Origin of the sequence: Aliiglaciecola litoralis (assembly GCF_039523355.1) — a bacterium.
Lineage (GTDB): Bacteria > Pseudomonadota > Gammaproteobacteria > Enterobacterales > Alteromonadaceae > Aliiglaciecola > Aliiglaciecola litoralis.
This window is the reverse complement of the sequence record NZ_BAAAFD010000003.1, coordinates 143,439-160,226: the sequence shown is the minus strand read 5'-3', so window position 1 is coordinate 160,226 and position 16,788 is coordinate 143,439. Positions and strand designations below refer to the sequence as shown.

At 42.9% G+C, this 16,788-nt stretch carries 17 protein-coding genes; 11 read left to right on the top strand and 6 right to left on the bottom strand.

Going from position 1 to position 16,788, the window contains the following annotated elements:
- Positions 1–4: 4 nt before the first annotated feature.
- Genes gshB through ruvX form a run of 3 tightly spaced genes read left to right on the top strand, consistent with a single transcriptional unit; the run spans position 5 to position 1,936 of the window.
- A complete protein-coding gene (gene gshB / locus ABD036_RS07720; RefSeq protein ID WP_343858327.1) occupies positions 5–964 on the top strand; it encodes a glutathione synthase in 960 nt (319 codons plus the stop codon).
- Positions 957–1,514, top strand: a complete 558-nt coding sequence (locus ABD036_RS07715; RefSeq protein ID WP_343858325.1) for a YqgE/AlgH family protein — start codon at positions 957–959, stop codon at positions 1,512–1,514. Before gshB ends, ABD036_RS07715 begins: the two co-directional genes overlap by 8 nt.
- Positions 1,514–1,936 (top strand): Holliday junction resolvase RuvX, encoded by a 423-nt coding sequence (ruvX, locus tag ABD036_RS07710; protein ID WP_343858323.1) that lies wholly within the window; start codon positions 1,514–1,516, stop codon positions 1,934–1,936. Before ABD036_RS07715 ends, ruvX begins: the two co-directional genes overlap by 1 nt.
- A 17-nt stretch (positions 1,937–1,953) precedes the next feature.
- On the opposite strand, the gene ABD036_RS07705 is transcribed toward ruvX, so the two are convergent.
- From ABD036_RS07705 to ABD036_RS07695, 3 genes are read right to left on the bottom strand one after another with little or no spacing between them, the layout of a single operon-like run.
- The gene (locus ABD036_RS07705) at positions 1,954–2,277 is read right to left on the bottom strand and encodes a putative signal transducing protein (protein WP_343858321.1); all 324 of its coding nucleotides are present in this window, start codon (positions 2,275–2,277) and stop codon (positions 1,954–1,956) included.
- Between the two features lie 2 nt (positions 2,278–2,279).
- On the bottom strand, positions 2,280–3,392 hold the full coding sequence (locus ABD036_RS07700) for a PilT/PilU family type 4a pilus ATPase (RefSeq protein WP_343858318.1): 1,113 nt from the start codon (positions 3,390–3,392) through the stop codon (positions 2,280–2,282).
- Positions 3,393–3,401: 9 nt separating this feature from the next.
- Positions 3,402–4,445, bottom strand: coding sequence for a type IV pilus twitching motility protein PilT (locus ABD036_RS07695; RefSeq protein ID WP_343858316.1), 1,044 nt, complete (start codon positions 4,443–4,445; stop codon positions 3,402–3,404).
- A gap of 30 nt (positions 4,446–4,475) precedes the next feature.
- Here ABD036_RS07695 and ABD036_RS07690 point away from each other — a divergent pair, with 30 nt between their 5' ends.
- The 6 genes from ABD036_RS07690 to ABD036_RS07665 all read left to right on the top strand — a co-directional run bounded on the left by ABD036_RS07690 (position 4,476) and on the right by ABD036_RS07665 (position 11,176).
- Positions 4,476–5,159 (top strand): YggS family pyridoxal phosphate-dependent enzyme, encoded by a 684-nt coding sequence (locus ABD036_RS07690; protein WP_343858314.1) that lies wholly within the window; start codon positions 4,476–4,478, stop codon positions 5,157–5,159.
- A 19-nt stretch (positions 5,160–5,178) separates the two neighbouring features.
- Entirely contained in the window at positions 5,179–5,997 is an 819-nt protein-coding gene (gene proC / locus ABD036_RS07685) for a pyrroline-5-carboxylate reductase (RefSeq protein WP_343858312.1), read from the top strand.
- A gap of 14 nt (positions 5,998–6,011) precedes the next feature.
- The gene (locus tag ABD036_RS07680; protein WP_343858310.1) at positions 6,012–6,542 is read left to right on the top strand and encodes a YggT family protein; all 531 of its coding nucleotides are present in this window, start codon (positions 6,012–6,014) and stop codon (positions 6,540–6,542) included.
- A 7-nt stretch (positions 6,543–6,549) separates the two neighbouring features.
- Entirely contained in the window at positions 6,550–6,996 is a 447-nt protein-coding gene (locus ABD036_RS07675) for a DUF4426 domain-containing protein (RefSeq protein WP_343858308.1), read from the top strand.
- A 118-nt stretch (positions 6,997–7,114) separates the two neighbouring features.
- Positions 7,115–8,398 carry an ABC transporter substrate-binding protein gene (locus ABD036_RS07670; RefSeq protein WP_425542560.1) on the top strand — a complete coding sequence of 428 codons (1,284 nt, stop codon included), beginning with the start codon at positions 7,115–7,117 and terminating at the stop codon, positions 8,396–8,398.
- Positions 8,399–8,443: 45 nt separating this feature from the next.
- On the top strand, positions 8,444–11,176 hold the full coding sequence (locus tag ABD036_RS07665; RefSeq protein ID WP_343858306.1) for an ATP-binding protein: 2,733 nt from the start codon (positions 8,444–8,446) through the stop codon (positions 11,174–11,176).
- Between the two features lie 99 nt (positions 11,177–11,275).
- On the opposite strand, the gene ABD036_RS19175 is transcribed toward ABD036_RS07665, so the two are convergent.
- From ABD036_RS19175 to yaaA, 3 genes are all read right to left on the bottom strand, one after another.
- Entirely contained in the window at positions 11,276–11,389 is a 114-nt protein-coding gene (locus ABD036_RS19175; RefSeq protein WP_425542559.1) for a peptidoglycan-binding domain-containing protein, read from the bottom strand.
- A 59-nt stretch (positions 11,390–11,448) separates the two neighbouring features.
- Positions 11,449–12,699: a lytic murein transglycosylase gene (locus ABD036_RS07660; protein ID WP_343858304.1), complete on the bottom strand. Its 1,251-nt coding sequence runs from the start codon at positions 12,697–12,699 to the stop codon at positions 11,449–11,451.
- A gap of 162 nt (positions 12,700–12,861) precedes the next feature.
- Positions 12,862–13,641, bottom strand: coding sequence for a peroxide stress protein YaaA (gene yaaA, locus ABD036_RS07655; protein WP_343858302.1), 780 nt, complete (start codon positions 13,639–13,641; stop codon positions 12,862–12,864).
- A 394-nt stretch (positions 13,642–14,035) separates the two neighbouring features.
- On the opposite strand from yaaA, the gene tal reads away from it, so the two are divergent.
- On the top strand, positions 14,036–14,989 hold the full coding sequence (gene tal / locus ABD036_RS07650) for a transaldolase (RefSeq protein WP_343858300.1): 954 nt from the start codon (positions 14,036–14,038) through the stop codon (positions 14,987–14,989).
- 28 nt (positions 14,990–15,017) lie between these two features.
- The gene (pgi, locus tag ABD036_RS07645; RefSeq protein ID WP_343858298.1) at positions 15,018–16,661 is read left to right on the top strand and encodes a glucose-6-phosphate isomerase; all 1,644 of its coding nucleotides are present in this window, start codon (positions 15,018–15,020) and stop codon (positions 16,659–16,661) included.
- Positions 16,662–16,788: the final 127 nt, after the last annotated feature.

The window sequence follows — 16,788 nt, the reverse complement described above, 5'->3', positions numbered from 1 at the left end:
AGATTTGACCATTAAACTTGGCATCGTGATGGATCCTATCCAATCGATAAACATTAAGAAAGATACTAGCTTCGCAATGTTGCTTCAGGCTCAGCGTCGGGACTATCAGCTCGTTTATATGGAGATGTCCGATTTATATATAGACAATGGACAACCCATGGCGCGAATGCGCTCACTTGAAGTATTTAACGATCCCGACAAATGGTTTGTTCTGGGCGAATCTAGCCACGTTAATTTGGCCGAACTCGATGTGATTTTAATGCGCAAAGATCCCCCTTTTGATAGCGAATATCTTTACGCGACTCACATCTTTTCACTTGCCGAACAGGCCGGTACGCTCGTAGTTAATCGCGCCCAAAGTCTGAGAGATTTCAACGAAAAATTATTTACCTCCTGGTTTCCAGACTTGATCCCTGAAACATTAGTAACCAGTGATAGCAAGCTTATTCGGCATTTTCATCAAACACATCAAGATATCATCTGCAAACCGCTAGATGGTATGGGCGGTACCTCAATATTTCGAGTTGGCCCTGACGGTAACAATCTTGGCGTTATCATCGAAACATTGACTGAATTAGGGTCACGCTATGCGATGTTTCAGCGTTATATGCCACAAATTAAAGACGGCGATAAGCGTATATTGATCGTTGATGGTCAGGTTGTGCCCTACTGTTTGGCGCGCTTACCCAGTAAAGGCGAAACTCGCGGCAACTTAGCCGCTGGCGGCACTGGCAGACCGCAACCATTGTCAGAATCTGATAAAGCTATCGCAGAAACTATAGCGCCGTTATTGGTCGAAAAAGGATTAATATTTGTGGGCTTAGATGTGATTGGCGATAAAATCACAGAAATAAATGTAACCAGCCCAACCTGTGTACAAGAAATTGAGGCAGCTTATGACATCGATATTACCGGCATGTTGTTCAATGCCATCGAAACCAGATTAGGTGGACAGCATGGATAGTTTTGAAAATCACTTGTTAGTAGCAATGCCAAGCTTAGATGATCCTTACTTTGCACGTTCACTTACTTATATCTGTGAACACAATGATAAAGGCGCCATGGGCTTGGTAATAAATCAACCTGTGGGCATGACGCTCAAAGAACTAATCTCACAAGCTGATAAAGACGCCATTGTGTTGGAAGAGAAAGCCGACACTATCGTTCTTGCAGGTGGCCCTGTTAATCAAGATCGAGGCTTTATCTTACATACTAGTCAGCCAGGTTGGAGCTCCAGTTTACAACTCACGTCTGAGATCATGATCACCACATCAAAAGATATTTTATCGGTATTGGGCAATGAACATGGACCTGATAAATCGTTGGTTACGTTAGGATATGCAGGTTGGACTGCGGGACAGCTGGAGCAAGAGGTACAGGATAATTCATGGCTCATTGTTGAAGCTGATAAAGAATTATTGTTTGATGTTCCAATTCATAAAAAATGGGAAGAAGCAGTGCGAAAGCTGGGAATTGACCCATGGCAATTAGGCCCTGACGCAGGTCATGCCTGATGACATCATCACACACCTTGTTAGGCTTCGACTTTGGCACTAAGAGTATTGGAGTGGCAATTGGTCAGCAAATCACCGGAACTGCTTCGCCACTGGATGCTCTACCCGCTAAAGATGGGATCCCTGATTGGGACAAAATCGCGACCATCTATGACCAATGGCGTCCGCAAATTGTGGTGGTGGGCTTACCTCTGAATATGGACGGCACTAAACAACAGGTAACCTTTGCAGCGCAAAAATTTGCTAATCGATTGCATGCTAAATTTAAGATCCCCGTACACACTTTTGACGAGCGACTAACCACAGTTGATGCCAAAGCGACACTTTTTGAAATGGGCGGCTACAAAAAGCTCAGCAAAGGAAAAATTGACAGTGCCTCGGCTTGTCTGATCCTTGAAAGTTACATGAGTCAATCTTACTAATCTGAACTTTGCAGAGTTCAGGTTAGTTCGCCGTTATTGTGACTACCACATTGCCAACAAAGCCCAAAGTTAGCCTCGTTAGTTTCGCCACATTTAACGCATTTCCATGGACTCGCAATAATCGCTCGCCGCTGATCAAATTCAGCAATTAATTTTTTTGCTTTGGGCCGCCATTCGGAATCGGTAAGCCACACCTCAGGCATAATATCCATTGGCGATAACTCACCGGTGGCACCAATGGCAAATTCATTTTTTATAAAGTTGGGGATCTGGTGATCGTCCAGCAATTGCTTGACCTGATAAATCATGAATCTGTCATTGTGCCAATAGATCTTTTCCACCGTTAGTCCATATCAATGGATACATTGGAAAGCGAGCCCAAACTGGTACCCTCTTCGGTGTCTAGTTTAATCATCAATCGTAAATCATTCGGCGAATCGGCATGATGCACAGCCTGTTCAAGAGTAATTCGCTGTTCTTTGTAAAGATCGTAAAGCGCCATATCAAAACTTTGCATGCCCATTTCACGACCTTTTTTCATCGCTTCCTTAAGCGAGCCAATCTCGTTGCGTTGAATAAGATCAGCGACCAAAGGTGAATTTAGTAATATCTCTATGGCCGCTACACGGCCTTTTCCATCAGGCGTGGGCACTAATTGTTGGGCGACAATTGCGCGCAGATTCAAACTTAAATCAAAACGCAGTTTTTCATGTTGCTCTTGTGGCGCTAAGTGCATGATCCGTTCAATCGCCTGATTGGCATTATTGGCGTGCAACGTGGCCACACATAAGTGCCCAGTATCAGCAAATGACATGGCATATTCCATGGTTTCCATTGAGCGTATTTCACCGATCAATATGACATCTGGCGCCTGACGTAACGAGCTTTTTAACGCATCATCAAAGGAGTGAGTGTCTATTCCGACTTCACGCTGAGTGACAACGCATCCGGCATGTTCATGAACGAATTCAATCGGATCTTCAATGGTTAAAATGTGACCACGAGAATTCTGATTTCGATGTCCCATCAAAGCTGCCAATGAAGTCGATTTACCTGTGCCGGTTGCCCCCACAAACAACAACAAACCGCGTTTAGACATAATCACATCTTTGAGGATCTCAGGTAAGCCTAGTTCATCCGCTTTCGGAATTTGCGTCACAATACGACGCACTACCATGCCGGCCATATCTCTTTGCCAAAATGCGCTACAACGAAAACGGCCTATGCCATCGCGTGCAATAGCAAAGTTACATTCTTTGCTATTTTCAAACTCGATTCGCTGCTTATCGCTCATCACGTTTTGAACTAGCGCAAGGGCCGCTTCTTCGGTAAGACGATCTTCGCTGATTGGTGTCATCTGGCCATTAATTTTAGCGCTGATGGGAAAGCCAACAGTGATAAATAAATCAGAGGCACCTTGTTCGGCCATTTTACGTAGATAAGGACTGAGATCCATAAAGTACTCCTAGAAGCCGATTTTGGGTTGTTTATCAATAGATTTACCGGCTGCGTCCTGCGCAGTGATGACGCCTTGAGCAACTAATTTTTGTAAACACTGATCCATCGTCTGCATTCCATGACCTTGTCCAGTTTGGATAACTGAGTACATCTGCGGCACTTTATCTTCGCGGATCAAGTTACGTATTGCGGGAATCCCAAGCATGATTTCATGTGCAGCGACACGACCGCCGCCCACTTTTTTCAACAAAGTCTGAGATATAACCGCACGCAACGACTCGGATAACATCGAGCGCACCATGGATTTTTCCTCAGCAGGGAATACATCTATAATCCTGTCGATGGTTTTAGGTGCTGAGTTAGTGTGCAAGGTGGCAAATACTAAGTGCCCGGTTTCTGCCGCAGAGATCGCCAGACGAATAGTCTCTAAATCACGAAGCTCACCGACCAGAATAACATCAGGATCTTCACGTAAAGCAGAGCGCAAAGCGTTATTGAAGCTATGCGTATCACGATGCACTTCACGCTGATTGATTACGCAGAGTTTGTTTTGGTGAACAAATTCAATCGGATCTTCGATGGTCAAAATGTGTTCGCGCTTATGGGTATTAATATGGTCAATCATGGCCGCAAGGGTGGTACTTTTCCCTGAACCTGTGGCGCCTGTAACCAGTACAATACCGGTTGGTTGATTAATAATATCTTTAAAGATCGCCGGTGCACCGAGATCATCTAAGGTTAGCACTTCACTTGGGATCGTGCGCAACACGGCCGCCGCGCCGCGATTTTGCACAAAGGCATTAACCCTAAAGCGAGAGAGATCTTTAACCTCAAAGGAAAAATCCACTTCCAAGTTTTCTTCATATTCTTTGCGTTGACCGTCATTCATTATTTCATAAACCAAAGCATGCACTTGTTTATGGTCCAACTCAGGCACATTAAGCCGGCGCATTTCGCCGTCAACCCGTATAATTGGCGGCAAGCCTGCCGACAAATGCAAATCGGATGCATTATTCTTCACACTAAAAGCTAAAAGTTCGGTAATATCCACAACTAAATTCTCCGTCTAAATACTGGCTTTATGGAAACAATAGCAGAACGTCTCAAAAGCGCACATGAAAGCTTGGCTAAGGCCACTGATAAAGTTCATCGTGCGACAAATTCAGTACAATTGCTAGCAGTAAGTAAAACTAAACCGGTATCAGATATCGTTCAAGCGTATGAAGCTGGACACCGATTATTTGGTGAAAACTATGTGCAGGAAGGCGTTGAAAAAATTCAAGCACTGAACGAACTTAGCGATATCGAGTGGCATTTTATTGGCCCATTACAATCGAACAAAGCCAAATTGGTCGCTGAACATTTTGATTGGGTGCAAAGTATTGATCGCGCCAAGATCGCAAATCGATTAAACACTTTACGCTCACCACACAAAAAATTGAATGTATTGATCCAAGTTAACATTAATAACGAATCCACAAAGGCGGGGGTGTTGCCAGAGGAAGTACTGGAAATGGCTGCTCAGGTTGCATCTCTTGCGAATTTGCAATTACGCGGATTAATGACCATTCCTAAGGCCGAACAAACTGATGAGCAGTTAAAAGACAGCTTTTTGCGGATGCAGGACCTGTTCTTTCAGTTAAAACACCTTTACCCTAATATAGATACACTTTCGATGGGTATGACTGGCGACATGCAATTAGCCATTGAAAATGGTAGTACCATGGTAAGACTGGGCACCGCTATTTTTGGTGCTCGAACATAACAGGAGAAACATTATTAGTATGCAACAACGACGAATCGCTTTTATTGGCGCGGGCAATATGACGGCAGCAATCATTTCTGGATTAGTTAACAGTGGCTACCCAAGCAACCTGATCACCGCCAGTAACCCTTCTCCACAAAAATTGGATAAATTGGCTGAACGACATGGCATCAACACCACACAAGACAACCACCATGCGGTAGCCGAGTCTGATGTGATTGTATTAGCGGTAAAACCGCAATTGATGGAGCAAGTATGTCAAGACTTAGCGAAACAGTCGTTAGCAGGTAAAGTGTTTGTATCTATTGCCGCAGGGATTAACAGCGAACGCTTATTGGACATGCTTGGCGGTCATTATCCACTGATTAGAACCATGCCCAACACACCAAGCTTATTGAGTAAAGGAATGACCGGCTTGTTTGCTCAAGACAGTGTCGACGAAAGCGACAAAACCTTTGTGTTTGATATGATGAGCAGTGTCGGAGAAGCCATTTGGGTTAAAAAAGAATCTGACATTGACATTGTTATTGCCACCGCAGGCAGCAGCCCAGCGTATTTTTTCCTCTTCCTAGAAGCTATGCAAAATCATGCAATGGCGTTGGGTATGGATAAAAACACCAGCCGCAAACTGGTGCAACAGGCGATGTTAGGGGCTGCGGAAATGGTTTGTCACAATGAAGACCTTGAATTAAGTGAGTTGCGGGCCCAAGTTACTTCTAAAGGCGGCACAACGGCCAAAGCAATTGAGAGCTTTCAATCTGACCAACTAACAGATTTGGTTGCTAAAGCAATGGATGCAGCGATCAAACGAGCTCAACAAATGACGCAACAGTTTTAAGGTTAGTATTTTCTATGACAGCTATCGATTTTCTAATTACCACGCTATTTACGCTTTACTTAATGGTTATTTTACTGCGCATGTGGCTGCAATTAGCCCAAGCGGATTTCTATAACCCGTTAAGTCAATTTGTAGTCAAAGTCACTCATCCAGTCGTAGGGCCGCTGCGCCGTATCGTGCCCTCTATCGGCAGATTTGATACTGCCACTTTCCTGTTTGCTTTCGCGATCGCGGTATTGCATATATGGATTAAGCTGATGCTGCTTGGAGTTGGACAGATTCACATAGTTGGATTGTTGCTCAATGCCTTTTTCTTCTTGATTGGAGAGGCAGTACAGCTGGTTATCTATGTGTTGGTCATTCGCGCCATATTGAGTTGGGTGAGTCAGGGGAACAATCCGATGGAGCATTTGTTCCACCAGCTAACTGAGCCTCTTATCGCTCCCATCAGGCGCATATTGCCACCGATTGGTGGTTTGGACTTATCCCCAATGGTTTTAATCATCCTTTTGATTTTTATCATGAAACTCATTGGTTTGAGTTAAGCATAAGATGAGGTCAGCTAAATTGATATTAAATAAAGTGAAGTGGTTGTGGCTGCTATTGTTGGTATTGTCCTTTCAATCGCACGCTGAACAGAAGAAGACGCTGGGCAATTGGGACGTGCATTATATCGCTTTTAACACCACGTTTTTAACCCCTGAAATAGCGCGGGCAAACAACATTCAGCGCAGCTCTAACAATACCTTGGTAAATATCTCAGTACTTGATAGGACGTCCAAGCAAGCGCAAGAAGTGGTGATAACTGGTACTGCAAGAAACTTGTTGGGTAACACCATCGAACTTGATTTTAAACAGGTTAATGAAGGTGATGCGATTTATTATCTTGCCGTTATGCCGTTTGATGACGAAGAACATTATCGCTTCAAAATTGACTTGTCTCAGCAGCAAATATCACAAACACTCACTTTTGAACAAAAATTGTATAAAGAACAATAGTTTAAGTTTATTTTTCAAGCAATACCAAGACTATCTTTAGACCAACGGTTTATGGCAAAAAAATCAATTTTGTTCTACCGTATTAGTCTATTCAAAAAAATTACCGTGGGACATAGAAGTGCAAAGCAAACCCGGTTCATGCGATGATCATAAACGAAAGACCTTGAAAAAACTGGCGCTGGCCGGCGTCTCCACGCTGGCTGTCACCAAAGCGCCTTATGTATTTGCTCGTAAAAAAATGACGCTAAAAGTGCTGGGTACTCACGTTACTCTGCAAGAGGAATTGCGCCAAAGAGCCATGCAAGATTTAGGTATTGAATTAATATTCGAGGCCAAAGGCAGCGCGGCTGTGGTGCAAAAAGCATCAATACAACCTGCATCCTTTGATCTTTTTGAGCAATGGTCAAACAGTATTAACGTACTGTGGCGCGCAGGGTCAATTCAGGCGATTGATAAAAAACGTATACGGTACTGGGATGAAATAAATTCACTGACAAAAACCGGCAAGGTTACAGAGTCAGCTAAGATTGGCGCTGGCGACGCCCCTTACAAAATTTTGCATGTTCAAGACGATAACTCATTAGGTACTCAACACACTGACAAAATCAGTTTCCTACCCTACGTGCATAATGTTGATTCATTTGGTTATAACACTAACTTTATTAAAAAAGGAGAGCCTTTTGAAACCGAAAGCTGGGGATGGTTATTAGATCCAAAGCACAAAGGAAAAGTAGCGATTGTGAATGCACCAACCATAGGTTTATTTGACTTAGCATTGGCCGCACAAGCTCAAGGTGTAGTAACTTTCAATGATATTGGCGCAATGAGTAAGGCTGAGTTGGATGTTTTATTTAATTACCTCATCGACTTAAAGCAACAAGATCACTTCAGTGGTTTTTGGACTTCGGTACCTGAATCGGTAAATTTCATGAAAACTAACCGCGTTCATATTCAAAGTATGTTCTCTCCAGCGGTATCCGCACTTAATGGACAAAATGTCCCTGTTACTTTTGCAGCGCCTAAAGAGGGTTATCGCGGCTGGCATGGTGTTATGTGTTTATCGTCCGCCATAACAGAGTCAAAAAAAGACGCCGCATATGATTATATGAATTGGTGGCTATCAGGTTGGCCGGGCGCCTTCATCGCCAGACAGGGATATTACATTTCCAACCCGCAACGTTCAGCCAAATACCTCAGCGAAGCGGAATGGAAATATTGGTATCAAGGCCTGCCGGCCAGAGAAGATCTTAGAGGCACTGACGGCAATGTGTCGGTCAAAAAAGGGAGTACTCGCACTGGCGGAAGTTATACTAATCGATTTAGTAATGTAGCAGTATGGAATACGGTGATGCCAAACTACGATTACAGTTTACAAAAGTGGTATGAGTTTATAAGCTCTTAGCATTAACTCACATAACATAAAAAATTAACTGCAAAATCAATCACTTTGCAAAATAGCTTAGGCGGCAAAAACGAATTGTTTAGATCACTTAAATTTCAGATATTCTTTGCGCTTTTCATTTTCATCCTGTTGTTGGTGGTGCAAACTTATTTGTCTCGACAAAACCAAGCTCGCTTTTTAGACGGCATTTCGCTTTCCCAACAAACGGTCAACAAAGTTAACCTGGTTGGGAAATTGGAAAAAGATGTATTAGATTTGCAGCGGTATGTGTTGATTTTCAAACAAACTGCCAGCAATTCGATCCTCAAACGATTTGAAGATCTTTATGTTCAAATTAACAATAATCTGAATAAGTTAGAATCCTTAGTGCAAGATGAAGATAACGTGGAGTCTTATCTAGATTTAATCTCTCGCATGCATTCGCACTTGCATGACTACAAAAATAATTTTGAAACTGTTGTTGCTGGACGCTCTCGGCGCGACGCTATCATTAGACAAGATATCAATCAGATGTTTTCACGCTTAGAACAGGCGTTTTCTTCCCAGCAGACAATTCAATCACTAACCTCTGAACAACGAAAATCTCTTATTGATTTAGGCTTTAACTTTTCCCAAGCTCGGATAAGTTTATTAAATTATTTGCTTGAGCCTGAACCCTTGCTAATTGCAGAGTTCCAGCAGCGCCTAGACGGCACACGTCAACATTTGCAAGGGCTACAAGGTATCCCTGCGTTTAAGGATTCAATAGAAAGAGAATTGAACTTACTTTCAAATGGTTTTGTTCAGTTAACTCAAGTTACCCGCGGTTACTTATTTTTAGCCAATGTGGTGATGGCAGGATCAGCCAATGAATTTTTGTATTTAGCACAAGAGCTAAACCAACTTGTCGATGACCGGCAACAGGCTGTTGACAAACAAATCGTAGAAGAGTCGACAAAAGATCAAGTGCGTTTAGATTTTTTTGCCGGTATTACACTGTTGTTATTCCTCGGCGTGGCAATATTTTTCATTTATCGCGTTGCTTTGCCGATCAATACCATGACCGACTTGTTCAAAATGTTAGCGAATCAGGATGACATAGAGCGTATCCCCCTAACCCATCGCAAAGATGAAATTGGTCAATTAGCAAAAGCCGCTGAAGTTTTCCATGATAAAAACCTACAAACTAACCACTTATTACTCGAAGCTAAAAAGCATAATGCGCAGCAAACCAGACTCAATCAAGAGTTAGCGACTTCCACGCTACGTGCAAAACAAGCAGCAAATTCCAAGAGCATATTCCTGGCAAATATGAGCCATGAAATCAGGACGCCAATGAATGGTATCAGTGGACTTGTAGAGTTAGTGTTAAAGACCGAGCTTACAAAAGAGCAGCGTGAGTATTTACAAAAAGTATCTTACTCAACTCAGATATTGATGACTTTAATCAATGATATTTTAGATTTTTCCAAAATTGAAGCTGGCAAGTTAGATCTAGAAAACATTCGATTCTCGCCGGAGTCAATGTTTGAAAATTTATTGGGCAACATTTCGATTAAAGCCAAAGAGAAAAATCTAAATATTCAATTTATTGCCAACCCCAAACTGCCCGCAACTATTATCGGAGATCCGCTGCGTATCAGCCAAGTGCTACTCAATTTATGCACAAATGCAGTAAAATTTACCCGCAATGGCACTGTGCGTATCGAAGTTGACTTTAAACCTATTAGTCCCTCAAAAATTGCATTAAAGATAGCGGTCATAGATACGGGCATAGGCATGGAGCCTGAACAGCTCGATAAAGTATTTGCCCCCTTCACTCAGGCCGATGGCTCAACCAGTCGCGAATTCGGAGGAACGGGTCTTGGGTTATCCATTGTTAAACAATTAGTCGAATTAATGAATGGCACTATCAGTGTGGATTCGACCCGATTCGAAGGTACCCGCTTTGATGTAAAATTAGAATTAGATATTGAACGGATGTCAGAGTCTTTGTTAACCTTTGATTACCCCGTTGAGCTATTTTTGCTTTCAACCTCAAAGAACCATTTAGTCCCCCAAAGCTATGCAATGGCGCTACATGAAAAATATCGCTATCTGAATAGCGACAGCTTAGAACTGTGCCGAAAACCTGCAAAGGAACAAGCTATACTGTTGATTGAAGTGGACGATATTAAGGCCCACAAAGCACTACAAGCGGATATTCAAAGAGCTATTGAGTGGAAGGTAAACATAGGATTAGTTACTAATACTCAACCTAATACCTTGCCTTCGTTGCTAGCACAAAAATGGCAAGTACCGGTGCTTTCCCATCCATTTTCAGGCGTCCAATTTAGACGATTCATTGAAGACGTTTTAGATATTGAGCACGAATCAGATGAAGAGCTAATTGAGAAAGAGAAGCAAAACAATATAATGTTAAAAGGGCATGTATTGCTTGTTGAAGATAATCACATCAATCAGATAGTTGCCGGTCAAATGCTCAAAAATATGAATATTACCTATGATATCGCTGAAGATGGAATTCAGGCGGTAACTAAAATTAAAAATTCACCGCATTATGACTTGGTGTTGATGGATATTCAAATGCCGAAAATGGACGGTTATGAGGCGACTAAAATGATCCGAGATCAAGGATTTAATGATGTCGTTATTTGTGGGTTATCAGCCAACGCCATGCAATCGGATTATACCAAAGCATTTGACGTTGGCATGAATGATTATATCACTAAGCCCATTAAGCATATCGAATTGTTGAACATGCTGGCTAAATACCTACCCGAAAAGACGCCCGCTTAAAACGATTATCTGGTGTCCCTTCAAAACCTTGTTTAATCAAACATGGGACATCAGCAAAAAACCGAACCAAACTGAGCGAAGCCCATAAAAGCCTTTTAGTTACTTTATGTCTGACTCATTCTGTGGCACCTCAATGGCTTTTTGCACTGCGGCAAACACCTCTGGTGATGGATAACCATCGGCAGTCAAATCAACTGATTTTTGAAATGCCAAACATGGGACATCAGCAAAAAACCGAACCAAACTGAGCGAAGCCCATAAAAGCCTTTTAGTTACTTTATGTCTGACTCATTCTGTGGCACCTCAATGGCTTTTTGCACTGCGGCAAACACCTCTGGTGATGGATAACCATCGGCAGTCAAATCAACTGATTTTTGAAATGCCCGGATACCTTTGCGAGTGGCAGGCCCAGCTATCCCATCAGCCTCTCCCACATCAAATCCCAACGCGTTGAGGTTTGTCTGTAAGTCTTTCATTTGACTTATAGGGTAACTCTTAAGATCAGGCAAGGGCGTATGCCATGGGGCTTTACCAATGAGCAAATCAGCTAAATATCCCACGGCTAGCGCGTAAGATTCAGAGTTGTTCCAGCGCATGATCACATCGAAATTCTTGTACACTAAGAATGCAGGCCCCTTAGCACCTGTAGGTAAAATTAGAGAGGCATCGACTTCACTCTCCGGTAGTGGGGAATGATTTGTTCTGGTGAGTCCTAACTGCGACCATTGGCTTAGGCTTTTACGTTGATCTTTGCCGGCTAAAGCGTAGTCCAGAGAGTCGGGTAACAATACTTCGCGGCCCCAGATAAACCCGCTTTGCCAGCCCAGCTGATTTAGAAAATTTGCCGCTGAGCTTAACGCATCCGCTTCACTGTCCCACAAGTCAACTTTGCTATCGCCATCTCCATCCACCGCGTAATTAAGATAAGCAGAGGGCATAAACTGCGTATGTCCCATTGCACCGGCCCACGAGCCAAGCATTTTGCTTTTATCAAGTTGCTCGCGTTGCATTAGTTGTAAAGCCACCAACAACTCTTGCGTGAAAAATTGACTTCTTCGCGGATCGCAGGCCAAGGTTGCTAAGGAATCAATTATTGGCATTTTGCCTTTGTAATTACCGAAGTTGGTTTCTAAGCCCCAAAAAGCAACGAGATAGTGGGCAGGCACACCGTATTGTTGGGTTAACCTTGCGAGCAAGTCTTGGTGTTTGGCGAGCATCTCTCGCCCTTTATCGATTCGCCAGGGCGTCACCCGTTTATTTAGGTATGCAGGAAAGGTCTGAACAAACTCTGGCTGATTACGATCATATTCAAGCACTTTGTCTATTTTTGTTACATCGCCTAGGGCATGCTCAATTACCTGGCTACTGATCCCTGCGGCATTAGCTTGTTGCTCAATCTGTGCAACACATTGAGCAAAATTGGCCTCTAATTGGCCCTCTTGAGACATAGCATTATGGCTCATAGCTAACAAAGTTAAGGTTGCCACTATAGGGGCTTTAAGACCGCTATGTTTGATACACATAAAAATTGTCTTTCCTTGAAGTAAACAGGTTACTACCTGTGAAAGTTTTATCGCAGGCAAGCACTAAGCTTTAGCGATATCTAATTGTACGTAAACCGATTTGCCAGTAACTGAGACAACAAAAATCACCAAAGGTTACTCGTTAGCCCCCCTGTTGCTTGGTTAGGCCAGTTGCTCTTCTCTGGTGAATACCCACTGCTTACTATCACTGAGAGATTCCGCAAATTGGTAACCACCTAAATCAAAGTCCTTGAGTTGCTCTGCAGAGGTGAGTTTGTGTTGAATAATATAGCGCGCCATTAGCCCTCTGGCCTTTTTAGCAAAAAAGCTAATCACTTTATATTGACCGTTTTTCTTATCTTTGAATACCGGAGTGATGATTTGAGCATTAAGCTTTTTCGGTTTAACTGCCTTAAAATACTCATTGGACGCCAAATTGACTAATACATCCGTTTGTTGTGCAGCAAGCTGTTTATTCAGCCCTTTGGTAATTTGATCCCCCCAAAAAGCGTAAAGATCTTTGCCTTTGCTGTTCTCTAGCTTGGTGCCCATTTCTAAGCGATAAGGTTGCATAAGGTCTAAGGGACGCAAAAGTCCATAAAGCCCTGACAAAATGCGCATATGCTGCTGAGCAAATTGCATCTCGTCTTCGGATAAGCTTTGTGCTTCTAACCCAGTATAAACGTCTCCGTTGAATGCCAAGACAGCTTGCTTCGCGTTGTCAGTGTCAAACGGAATCGACCAACTCGAAAAACGCGCAGCATTTAATCCCGCGAGTTTATCGCTAATATTCATTAGACTCGAAAGCTCAGCAGGCGACTTTTTGCGACATAGCTTGATCAATTTCTGCGATTCATCTAAGTAATCAGGTTCAGAATACCGTGTGGTATTCGCGGGTTGTTCATAATCTAAATTCTTCGCTGGCGAGACAACAAACAGCATTCACTATCCTCGAGTAATAACTAATTTAACTTTGCAGGCATTGTACAGTATTGATTGGTAAATCGCATTGCATGCAGCGTTACTAAACGTGAGTTTAAACACGCTATTATGTTTTCACTCAAACAAAGATCGTATTAAACACATTCTTACTTGAGTGTTTAATCAGCAACCTGAGCTCGATGTCAGAGCTGGTTTTTGGCTAGCTACTCACAGGCAAAATTGGCTTCACTGGATGTGCAGTGGTAAATAGACTATTTTTTACTAAACGAGAACCTAATTGAGTAGAAACCCAGCCCCAACAGTTATACCCTATAGGTCACTTTCTAGCGTGACTTCGAGTTGACTAGATCACTTTGACGATAGTCTCGCCAAACATTTTATATCTGAGGTATTCATGACAAATCAATTAGCTGCGTTAAGAGAAATCACTACTGTAGTTGCAGATACAGGTGACATCGAAGCAATAAAGAAATATCAACCTGTTGACGCCACAACTAATCCATCATTGTTGCTTAAGGCATCAGAATTACCTCAATACAAATCGTTAATCGATAGCTCAGTTGCATGGGCGAAGCAACAGTCCAGTGATCCGGTTCAACAAATTGAAGATGCAGGTGACATGCTGGCGGTGAGTATCGGTAAAGAAATAGTTGATATTGTGCCGGGTCGAATCTCAACAGAAGTTGACGCTCGACTGTCATTTGACACCCAAGGCAGTATCGAAAAAGCCAAAAAACTAATTGGCTTATACGAACAAGCAGGCGTGAGTAAAGAACGTGTACTCATTAAACTTGCGTCAACGTGGGAAGGGATCTGCGCTGCTGAACAGCTTGAAAAACAGGGTATAAACTGCAACCTCACATTACTCTTCAGCTTTGCTCAAGCCAGAGCCTGCGCCGAAGCCGGTGTTTATCTTATATCGCCTTTTGTGGGACGTATTTTAGATTGGTATAAAGCCAGTACGGGTAAAGACAGTTATCCTGCCAACGAAGATCCAGGTGTGGTATCTGTCAGCAATATCTATCAATACTACAAAGAACACGGTTATAAAACGGTCGTTATGGGCGCAAGCTTCCGCAATACCGGTGAAATTATTGAACTAGCCGGTTGTGACCGTTTAACCATTAGCCCAAATTTATTAGAAGAGCTATCGCAAACCAGCGGTGGACTTGAGACCAAATTAGTCGACAAGGGTGCAAGCAAAACACCTGGAGCCAGAATGACCGAAAGTGAATTTCGCTGGGAGCACAACCAAGATCCTATGGCCACCGAGAAATTAGCCGAAGGGATCAGAAATTTTGCTAAAGATCAGAACAAGTTAGAAAGCATGCTGAAAAGCCTTTTATAACCTGTTTAAATTGAAACGTGAGGAAACCATGACAACAGTAAATCAAACCGAACAGTGGAATGTCTTGTCTAAGTTGGCGCAAAGTATACAAGGCCAGCATATGCGAGATTGGTTCAATGCGGATCCTCAACGAGCAGCGAAATACACGACATCTGCCTGTGGGATCACCTTAGATTACTCAAAAAACTTGATCAATCCCGACATATTGCAGGGGTTACTTAATCTGGCTCATCGTCAACAAGTTCCGCAAAAACGTGATGCGATGTTTGCAGGTGAAATAATAAACCACACCGAACAAAGGGCGGTGTTGCATACCGCCCTGCGTAATTTTTCAGGTGAACCCGTAATGGTTGACGGTGTTGACGTGATGCCCGATGTGTTAGCGACACAAGACAAAATTAAAGATTTTGTGCAACAGATCCATTCTGGCCAACACAAGGGATATACCGGTAAGGCAATAAAACACATTGTCAGTATTGGTATTGGTGGTTCATTCCTTGGCCCCAAAATTATGTCTGAAGCATTAAAACCCTATTGGAAAGATGGGATATCTGTGCATTATGTCGCTAATGTTGATGCTTGCCATATTCAAGATGTGCTCGCCAAATTAGACCATACCGACACACTGTTCGTGATGTCTTCCAAATCGTTTACCACCCAAGAGACCTTACAAAATACGCTAACGGCTAAACAGTGGTTTTTGGATCAAGGAGGTTCACAAAACGATATTGCTAAACATTTTGTAGCGGTATCTTCAAATGTCAAAGCCGCGGTTGAGTTTGGCATGGATGAAAATAACATATTCCCTATGTGGGACTGGGTCGGTGGTCGCTATTCGCTGTGGTCTGCAATTGGTCTTCCTATTGCTCTAACCGTTGGCTATGAGCACTATCGTGCATTGTTAGAGGGTGCCTTTGCCATGGATACCCATTTTAAAACTGCACCCGCCACTGAAAATCTGCCAATGTTGCTGGGTTTATTGGGGGTTTGGTATACCAACTTTCATGGTGCACAAAGTCACGTGTTGTTGCCCTATTACCACTACCTTAGAGGTTTTCCTGCTTACGTTCAGCAACTTGATATGGAAAGTAATGGAAAAGGCGTGGCCAACCAAGCGGACGATATCGACTATGCGACTGGCCCTGTTATTTGGGGCAGTGAAGGCACCAACGGACAGCACTCTTTCCATCAACTCATTCATCAGGGCAAAGTGCTTATTCCTGCTGACTTTATGTTGCCGTTAAACGTACCACAACAAAACGATATCCATCACGCCATGCTAGCCTCAAATTGTTTTGGTCAAACCCAAGCATTAATGCAAGGAAAAACATACCAAGAGTGCTACGCAGACCTAGCGTCAGCCGACTTGGACGAAAGTGCGCGCAAAGGCTTAGCAAAACACAAAACGATGCCCGGTAACAAACCCAGCAACACCTTGTTATTCGAGCAACTTGATCCTCATACTTTAGGTGCACTTGTAGCTATGTATGAGCACAAAGTTTTTGTGCAAGGCGCAATTTGGGGCGTAAATTCATTTGACCAGTGGGGAGTGGAATTAGGTAAAGTGTTAGGTAATCAGGTGTTAGATAAGTTAGTCAATACTGATGCCACACTCGAATTTGACGCCTCCACCAATCAACTAATCGAAAAATTCAGACAAGCCAATCGCTAGGTTTAGCTATCTAGCATCGAAGTCCCTCAAAAGTTATCCAACAACAAAATGCCAGTGAAACTCCTCACTGGCATATTTTGTTCTGATTAAACGAATATTCTTTAACGAGGACACCCACTCTTACCCC

What these genes read in the sequence shown, in the direction of transcription:
- ABD036_RS07700 (WP_343858318.1), bottom strand. Translation starts at nt 3,392, where the DNA reads ATGGATCTCAGTCCTTATCTACGTAAAATGGCCGAACAAGGTGCCTCT.
- proC (WP_343858312.1), top strand. Translation starts at nt 5,179, where the DNA reads ATGCAACAACGACGAATCGCTTTTATTGGCGCGGGCAATATGACGGCA.
- ABD036_RS07715 (WP_343858325.1), top strand. Translation starts at nt 957, where the DNA reads ATGGATAGTTTTGAAAATCACTTGTTAGTAGCAATGCCAAGCTTAGAT.
- ABD036_RS07675 (WP_343858308.1), top strand. Translation starts at nt 6,550, where the DNA reads ATGAGGTCAGCTAAATTGATATTAAATAAAGTGAAGTGGTTGTGGCTG.
- yaaA (WP_343858302.1), bottom strand. Translation starts at nt 13,641, where the DNA reads ATGCTGTTTGTTGTCTCGCCAGCGAAGAATTTAGATTATGAACAACCC.
- ABD036_RS07680 (WP_343858310.1), top strand. Translation starts at nt 6,012, where the DNA reads ATGACAGCTATCGATTTTCTAATTACCACGCTATTTACGCTTTACTTA.
- ruvX (WP_343858323.1), top strand. Translation starts at nt 1,514, where the DNA reads ATGACATCATCACACACCTTGTTAGGCTTCGACTTTGGCACTAAGAGT.
- ABD036_RS07660 (WP_343858304.1), bottom strand. Translation starts at nt 12,699, where the DNA reads ATGTGTATCAAACATAGCGGTCTTAAAGCCCCTATAGTGGCAACCTTA.
- tal (WP_343858300.1), top strand. Translation starts at nt 14,036, where the DNA reads ATGACAAATCAATTAGCTGCGTTAAGAGAAATCACTACTGTAGTTGCA.
- pgi (WP_343858298.1), top strand. Translation starts at nt 15,018, where the DNA reads ATGACAACAGTAAATCAAACCGAACAGTGGAATGTCTTGTCTAAGTTG.
- ABD036_RS07690 (WP_343858314.1), top strand. Translation starts at nt 4,476, where the DNA reads ATGGAAACAATAGCAGAACGTCTCAAAAGCGCACATGAAAGCTTGGCT.